Below are 7,666 nucleotides of genomic sequence, written 5' to 3' on the forward strand. Positions count from 1 at the left end.
TTATATCGGACTTTATCACAATAAATTAATATAATTCGACATAAAAATACTCCTCATATATATATCTGAGGAGTATTTTTATTAGAATAGCTTTTATATGTAAGATTTCATTTGATTTTACATTATTTTGTTTTTTTACTTTCCAAGTCCCAATTCCTTTTTTATCCTAGTTGTTGATATCTCTGGTGTCCTTGGTAAATATACTACTTCACAATAATCCTTTAAATGATCGAATTGCCCTTTCCAATCATCTCCCATAACAAATGTATCAACATTATATTCTTTAACATTATCTACCTTTTGCTCCCAATTATTTTCAGGTATAACAAGGTCTACATATCTTATGGATTCAACTAGCTTTTTTCTTTCTTCATAAGAAAAGTAACATTTTTTACCTTTTATTTCATTAAACTCATTTGTTGAAATAGCAACAATTAAATAATCACCCAATTGTTTTGCCCTTTTTAAGATATTTATGTGCCCATAATGTAATAGGTCAAATGTTCCATATGTAATTATCTTTTTCATATCTCTTTTACCCCCATCATCTGTTAAGTAGTATATAAAGGCTAAATTACATTCCTAAATATTCTAGAATTCTTTTAGTACTATTGCCGTCTTTATATTTATTGGCAATATCATTTACTCTTTTTCTCTCATCGTAAAATTCATCTTTTCCTTCTTTTAAATCATTTATAAACAATATAAGTTCTTCCATATTTGTAAGCTTTTTCCCAGGCATAAGCTTCAATGGATCCTCTACAACAAATCCACGTTTATCTCCATAGCTATCAAAATCGTCTATAGTAAATCCGATTGGTTTCATCGTCAAAAGAAAATCAAAATACACAGAAGAATAATCTGTTAAAAGTGCATCTACTTCTCCAAATATTTTATATAAAGATGCATTATTTTCTTCCAAATCTTTATTGTCAAACACTTTAATATTGCTATGTTTCTGACTTAAAACATTCAATTTTAATTGATTTGGATGAGGTTTAATAATTAGAAGGGTATTTGACTTTAATAAAAATTCATTTAAGTAGTCTATATTATTTAAATTCAAAATTGGGAAATCACTGTCCGATTCTTTGTTTGTACCAACTCTTGAATCACCTCGCCATGTAGGCAACCACATTATTATATTATTAAGAGACTCCCTATCTATAGATAATTTTGATAACTCATCATCCTTTTTAAATATCATATCATTTCTAGGATATCCTAAAACAATACATTGTTCTTCTTTGGCACCAAAGCTTCGCTTTACAACATCTTTAAAAAAATCAGAAACACATAAAATATGAGAAAAAGTATCTTCAAATCTCCATAATTTTTTAAATCTAGATTGTCCAGCTAAATAACCTATATTTTTAAGTGGTGATCCGTGCATAGTATCAATAACTTTTTGATCCCTAACGGGTTTAAATCGTTTAATATCAGCATAAGAATAAAAAATATAATTAGCTCTTAATTGATTCCACAATGCATAAAAACCACTCGATATATATTGTACATTATTTTTATCCTCAAGTTCCTTCTTAGTATAATAGTACACCTCATATTTCTTATATTCTTCAGTATTAGATATATATTCTGCTATTGCCCAAACATTATCCTTTCTATATCTTTTATCAAATATAAAAATCTTATTTTTAGATTTAGGAATAAGATAGTTTAAGACTGTTAATATATAAAATTGAAGTTTTAAAATGATAAATTTATATATTTTTAAAACCATTTTAAATTACCCTCTTTTCATTCTATTTATTTTAATACACATGATGTTACGAACATAATATCACTGTATTAAAATTTATACCAATTTTTCTGTGTTACATTCTTTAAATTTATTAGTTTTAATTAAAGCATTACATATCAGTCCTAAAAATATCCAAAATTTAAAATCTGTTAAATATGTACTACTTACCATAAGATGAATAAATCCTAAACTCAACCAAATTATTATAACATTATATTTTTTAGCATTCTTAATAAATAAGGATTTAATAATTAAATATGTAATTATCACTATAAATAAGAGTCCTATAAGCATACCAAAGTTAATTAATATTTCCATAAATATATTATGTACATATCTATTACCAAGTATAAATCTATCTCCCATTAAACCTAATCCAAATATAGGATTATTTAATATTTGTTCAAAAACATCTGAATATAAATTATCTCTACCACTTAAATAGATCCCACCTTCTGCAAAAAGTAGAAGGCTTCTACTTCTTATACCGATACTCATCAGAAAATTAAATGCAAATGTAAGTATTTCTTTAAAGAATATTAATCCTGTACCTACCATAGCAAACAAAGACAAATATAAAGGCATTTTATTATAAGTTAACCTCTTTAGATATTTAACAAGTTTTAGCATAATAAATACACCCAAACATAAAATAGGCCCTCTAGATCCAAGAGTAACTATAACAAATAGTGATACTCCTGCAGCAAAAACATTTTTAAGTGATATTTTATTAAATAGTTCATTTATATAGACAGTTGCTGGCAATAACATATAATAAGATAAGCTCATACTATAGCTACCAACATTAGAAAAGCCTGAGAATATTAACACACTTATAAAGGATCCCACAAGAAAAACTATTTTACTTGTTTTTTTCATAACATCCATCAAAACTTCCCAATCATTTATACTATAGCTATAGATAAATGATGATATCCCAGTGAAAAATAAAGGAAATATTATTTGTTTTAAATATATTCTATTTTGAGCAAAAAAAATAAAGTTTATTATAAATATATAAAACGATATGAAGTATATAGCTATAAACTTATTTCTATTTCTTTTAAGCACTGAGGGTAAGGCAATTAAATAAAAGAAACCAACTAACGCTTTAGATGTAAGCTGTATTATTCTTCCCATACTAGTTCCTGTTAAGTCAAAAAATATTAATATTAAGTATTGAATAGTAAGTATAGCAAAAGATGACATTATGGCTATACTTATTCTTCTATCTTCTATTGCACCCCTACTTGTTGTATTTTCCAATTTCATCTCTCCAAATTCTCCATAATTCATAAAACTTATATTATTCAATATATAAATTACAATTCTTCATATATTATTTATGTCTTTTTATTTTCATTACTTCTAAGTATTCTAAAAACAAACTCAGAACCAACCCTGCCATTATTCCTAAAATTATAGATATAGTAAGCTTATTTAATACACTTCTACCAACTACATCATCAGAAGATTGAGTATCTGATACTATATTTACGCTTATCTCACCTATATTCATAGAATTTGCCATATCTAATTCTTGATATTTATGGGCAAAAGCATCATAGCTCGTTTTTGTAAGCTCTACCTTTTTTCTAGCTGAACTCTCTATAAATTCTACATCTTGATATTCTATTTGAAGAGTTTTTACAGTATCTTGTAATTCTTCTATACTAGATTTAGTACTCTTTATTTTAGCATTTGTTTCAGCCAAATCTGCTTTTAAGGCCCTCTTAGTAGTATCTATATATATATATCCATCTCGACCACCAGGTCTCACAATCATACTTCCATTATTAGTTCCCATATTTTCATTTTTTTCTATAGCCCCAAGTATTCCTTCTTTTTTTATATTTAGATTATTAAGATTTAGCTTGTACTCTGTAAGTTGATGGTATGTTGCATCTTTTTCTAACTCTAGTTCATAAGAACTTTTTACACCACTTGTAACATCTTCATATTCACTTAAAGCAGTTTCATATTTTCCCTTTTCTATCTCCATTTGTTTTTTTACAATATCCAATGTATGTAAAGAAGATTCTTGAGCTATCTTTGTTATATGATTTACATAGTTTTCTGCTAGCACATCTAGTATCTTATCCCCTTGTTTAGAATCGTCTGATACCAATTTCAAACTTATATTTTTAAGTTTACTATCAGCCTCTATAGATAGATCTTTTTTTAAACTATCTACAGTATATGTATCCTCTAAACTTAAATCCTTTATAGTTTCTTCTAACACCCTTTCTGATGTTAGTTCCTTTAAATATGTTTCAAAATCCATATCTGAAGAATGGGACATCTTTTCTAGCATATTATATATTTCATCATTATCTGACACAGACTCTTCAGATGTAGATTCTATATTATTTATTTCAAGAAGTATCTCAGACTCATACTTGGTGTCTGTGAATACAAAAGATTGTAGCATCCCAATTATTAAAAAGCCTATTATAAGAGCTCCAATTAGCTTTTTTCTTTTCCTAACAACCCTTACTACTTCACTTAAGGTTATTATCTCAACATTATCATTCATTTAAAACATTTCCCCCTAATTCTCTTTATTATATCACTAAATTACTTTATTTAGTTTTACTTAGTATCTGACAAAGAATAGCATCATATGTTGTATGTAGATGTAATTATCATAACAGTGTGGAAATATCTCTCAATAGCTAATTCTCTATTCAAAATCAAGTTTGTCCAACTTTTATTTTATAATAAAAAATACTATTATACAAGTATTATTTTGGGCAAGACAAAAGCCCTAGATTATAAATATAAACCAATTTTTTTCGATAAAATTATAGTTTTTAAACTCAATATGATATGACATTTAAAAAAGAATAGGCTTCCCTATTCTTTTCTAAATTACAAAATCTTAACTGTTATTATTTATATGTTTTTCAATCACATTTTTAAGTTTTTTAGTAAGTTCTATATAATCAAACTCCCTCGCACCTTTTTTCCCATTCTCACCCATTTGTATGTATTCATCTTTAGGCATATTATATATTTTAAGAATAGTATCTTTAAGTGATTTGGCTGATGATCCTTCAAGAGAAAGTCCACAATTATATTTTTCTATAGGAGAATATCCCATCTTTACTGTTGATATAATAGGTTTACCTGAAGCCATATATTCAAATAATTTATTTGAACTATTACCTCTTGACCAATTGTACTGGGTCTGAGAATAGTTTAATAAGTTTATAGAAGAATTACTTAATATATATGGAATATATCTTTTATCCACATATCCTTTTAGTTTAACATTTGAAATGTTTTCATTTTCTAAACGCCTTTTTAAATGTTCAAGCATATTTCCCTGACCATATATTAAAAACTCTATATCTTTATATTCTTTAAGTAGATTGGCAGTATCCAATATATTATCTACATTATTTACAGGCCTTATAGCCCCCGCGTATACAATCTTAAATTTATCACTCTTTAAATCTTTATCTTCTAAAACTTCACTATCCATTTGATCATTAAACTTTTCTATATCTACACCATTATTTATATAATAACATTTGCTTAAATCAACATCTCCGCCAGATGGTTTAGACCAACCTTCATCTGTTAAATATTGTACATCCCCTTCTTTTAAAAATATAATTCCATCAGCATTTTTATATATCCAATGTTCACCTTTTAAAAGTATCTTACCTATTATACTATCTTTTTTAAGCTTATCTCCCATAAAAAATACTTCTGGCCAAAAGTCTCTTACTTCACATATACAAGGTATACCATATCTTTTAGCGATCTTTATTCCAGCTATCATAGTTAAAGGATGCGGAGATGAAGCTATTATAAGGTCTGGCTTTTCATGAGTCTTTTCATATTCCTTAGAAACTTTAAAAAGCTTTCTAAAGTATGTAAGCATATTAAGTATCCTCTTTTTACCACTACCAGCATATCCAGGTGTATTTATAAAGACAAAAGGCAAACCCGAACTATCCTCTTCAATATATAAAGTCTCATCTTCTATAAGATTTTGCTCTGCAAAATGAAGATAAGACGCTGCAAATATAGTAGTAGAATAATTGTAGTCTTTTAATTTGATTCCAAAATCAAAAGGTCTTGTAAATCCATTCATAGAAGGTGGAGTAGCATAATGATGAAATATCCAAATATTTTTTTTACTGTCTATATTTTTCATAAACTACCTCTTTCAACTATTTTAACCTTCAGTAAGTTCTATTGAAGTTTTAAAATCTTTTACATTATAATCTTTTGAATAAGAAGAAAGCTCCTTATCATAAGTTAAATTTCCAAACACTTTATTTATAACACCTATATTTAAAAGCTTTATAATAGGATTAAATATCTTAGTGAGCCATAAACTTTTACCATGAAAATCAGCTATAAGTTTAACCATATGAGTAGTATTAACATATTCTTTGTTTTGAGGACAAAATATACCTTCACCCTCATCATCTATCAATAACCTTACAAATTCACATAGATTTTCTATATAAATCATGCTTCTTTCATTATCTATATTAGGAAAAGCCGGTGTTTTTATAGCTAGCTTAGAAAGTCTTGGATAATTTCCTTTAGTATCTTTTCCATATACCATAGGTGGCCTTAGTATAGCCAATTTAAAACTTTCACTTTGTAAATTCTCTAAAAGGATCTCTGCTTCTAGCTTCGACTTCCCATAATGATTATTAGGGTTTAAAGCTGTCCCTTTATTTATAGTTCCGTTCTCTATACCATATACACTCATACTACTTAAAAATATAAAATGTTTTATACCTGATTCTTTACAATAATTTGCAAATTCATAAGCAAGATCTCTATTTATCTCATAATAAAGATGTTTATTCTCATTGGTTTCCTTTATATGAGCTAGTCCAGCAACATGAAACACTGAATCATAAAAATGTATATCATTATTTTTCCAAGAACCATCCCTTAAACTTATAAAATCTATATCATAGTCATTAGAATAATCTTTTAAGTAATCATTTAAATAGTTTCCTATATAGCTATTTGTCCCTGTTATCAGTACTCTCTTCATCTAGGACATCTCCTTCTTCACTATACTTTCCTTCTTTTACACCATCTTTTTTTAGAACACTTACTATAGTTCCAAAAAAGCATTTTATATCTAAAATAGGTCCCATGTTTTTTACATACTCACCGTCTATTTTAGATTTTAACTCTATTGAAATCTCATCCCTACCACTTATCTGCGCCAAACCCGTCAGACCTGGATATACATCATTTGCCCCATATTTATCTCTTTCAGCTATAAGATCAAATTGATTCCAAAGTGCTGGACGAGGTCCTATTATTGACATCTCACCTTTAAGTATATTAAATATCTGAGGAAGCTCATCTAAGCTAGTTTTTCTTAAAAACTTACCTACTCTAGTTATATATTGATCTGGGTCTTCAAGTAAATGAGTGGGAGTGTCCTTAGGAGTATCTATTTTCATTGTTCTAAATTTCAAAATATTAAAATGTGTTTTATGTATTCCAACTCTTTTCTGCTTAAAAAGAATTGGCCCCTTAGAGTCAATTTTAATAAGTATAACAATCAACAAAAATATAGGCGATAAAACTATTATACCTATAAAAGAAAGTACTATATCCACCATTTTTTTTACTTTAATATAATCCATTTTTAAAATTTCCTCCAATAGAAAGTATAAGTTTTCCAAAAATACATATTAAATTATAACATAAAGACTATCACTGCACAATTAAAAGAACCCCTTACAATGATTTTGTACTAAAAGTTATATTGCTATTCACATATACTCTTATTTTAAGCTAAAAACCTCTGTAAAAACTCTTTAGTTCTATTTTTCTTAGGATTGTTAAATATCTCAGTTGGAGGCCCTTCTTCTACTATAACTCCATTATCCATAAAAATAACTCTATCAG

The 7,666-nt window shown here is 27.2% G+C and carries 7 protein-coding genes; all 7 read right to left on the reverse strand.

Annotated elements, in window-relative coordinates; translation table 11 throughout:
• Positions 1 to 135 precede the first annotated feature (135 nt).
• A complete protein-coding gene (gene tagD / locus ACTHW2_RS08575) occupies positions 136 to 528 on the reverse strand; it encodes a glycerol-3-phosphate cytidylyltransferase (RefSeq protein ID WP_442263531.1) in 393 nt (130 codons plus the stop codon).
• Between the two features lie 46 nt (positions 529 to 574).
• A complete protein-coding gene (locus ACTHW2_RS08580; RefSeq protein WP_442263532.1) occupies positions 575 to 1,741 on the reverse strand; it encodes a CDP-glycerol glycerophosphotransferase family protein in 1,167 nt (388 codons plus the stop codon).
• Positions 1,742 to 1,816: 75 nt separating this feature from the next.
• Positions 1,817 to 3,076, reverse strand: a complete 1,260-nt coding sequence (locus ACTHW2_RS08585; RefSeq protein WP_442263533.1) for an O-antigen ligase family protein — start codon at positions 3,074 to 3,076, stop codon at positions 1,817 to 1,819.
• Positions 3,077 to 3,101: 25 nt separating this feature from the next.
• A complete protein-coding gene (locus ACTHW2_RS08590) occupies positions 3,102 to 4,298 on the reverse strand; it encodes a Wzz/FepE/Etk N-terminal domain-containing protein (RefSeq protein WP_442263534.1) in 1,197 nt (398 codons plus the stop codon).
• 345 nt (positions 4,299 to 4,643) lie between these two features.
• A complete protein-coding gene (locus ACTHW2_RS08595; protein ID WP_442263535.1) occupies positions 4,644 to 5,930 on the reverse strand; it encodes a glycosyltransferase family 4 protein in 1,287 nt (428 codons plus the stop codon).
• A 21-nt stretch (positions 5,931 to 5,951) separates the two neighbouring features.
• Complete coding sequence (locus ACTHW2_RS08600; protein WP_442263536.1) at positions 5,952 to 6,794, reverse strand: NAD-dependent epimerase/dehydratase family protein; 843 nt, start codon at positions 6,792 to 6,794, stop codon at positions 5,952 to 5,954.
• Positions 6,763 to 7,401: a sugar transferase gene (locus ACTHW2_RS08605; protein ID WP_442263537.1), complete on the reverse strand. Its 639-nt coding sequence runs from the start codon at positions 7,399 to 7,401 to the stop codon at positions 6,763 to 6,765. Before ACTHW2_RS08605 ends, ACTHW2_RS08600 begins: the two co-directional genes overlap by 32 nt.
• Between the last annotated feature and the right edge of the window lie 265 nt (positions 7,402 to 7,666).

This window comes from Tissierella sp. (assembly GCF_052089545.1).
In the GTDB taxonomy this organism is placed as follows: domain Bacteria; phylum Bacillota; class Clostridia; order Tissierellales; family Tissierellaceae; genus Tissierella_A.